At 27.4% G+C, this 964-nt stretch carries 1 protein-coding gene; it reads right to left on the bottom strand.

All coding sequences use genetic code 11. The features are described 5' to 3' along the window. Nucleotides 1-75 precede the first annotated feature (75 nt). Nucleotides 76-964, bottom strand: an 889-nt coding sequence (locus IU405_RS00675) for a BT4734/BF3469 family protein (RefSeq protein WP_197436727.1), incomplete at its 5' end; no start/stop codon positions are given.

Raw genomic sequence — 964 nt, forward strand, 5'->3', positions numbered from 1 at the left:
CAACAACAAAGAATTGTTGTTTCTATTAAAATGTATGTTTTTGGATGCTTTCAGCAATCAACAACAACAAAGGAGTTAATAAACATTATTCAATTTACAGAAATGGAAAAATGTTGATATGTTGAAAGAGTATTTGTTTTTTAAACAATTGTCAAATTGTTTGTTGGTATCATATTCTTTGTAAATTGGACTTATGTTGCTTATTAAATGAAAGTAGGTTCTTCCTTGTTCACCAAATTCATTGGCAAAACAACAACCAACACTAAACCAGGATTCATAAGTATTAGCAATATCAATTCTTGTATCTTGAATCCGATTAAGTAATTTTTCTACTTTGTTTTTTATTGATTCTGAATTGTCAGTTTTCAAGTGTGTTTTTGTAAAATTTTTTTGTGGAACTAAATTTAATGTTTGTGTAAATTTTGGAGCATGATGATTAAAATATGCTTCTGTATCTATTGAATAACCTCTCAATCTTGAGACATCAGCGCAACTTTTGTCAATATTAATTCCAATGTTTTTGAAAGCAAAAAATAATGATTCAAAATGCTCTTTATGTTTACTTGGTTCGCTAATTGGTATCAACCCCCAAAACCCTTTTCCTGATATTGAAATCCCACAATAAGCAACCTCTTTAATTTTACTAATTTCATTTTTTAAATTGAAATAGTTTTCAATATGTTGATTGTCTTTAAAATCAATATCAAATTGCATTAATCCAGTATGTTGAATTAAACTTTCAGTATTTCTTTTTGAAAATGTTCCACTTGGTGTAATTGCAGGTAGTTTAGATTTTAAAGCCTTTACTAAATTTTCATCCTTTGAATTTCTTATTTCCTCAACTTTTTTTGTGTGTTTTATTGATTTAAGCCAAATCAATAAATTCACGTCAACAGGAACTGTGCTTTTGTAATTTGAAAAACAACTTACTGTAATATCGAGGATTGATTTACTTGTCATATTC

It is taken from the genome of Polaribacter sp. BAL334 (assembly GCF_015767435.1).
Classification (GTDB): Bacteria; Bacteroidota; Bacteroidia; order Flavobacteriales; family Flavobacteriaceae; genus Polaribacter.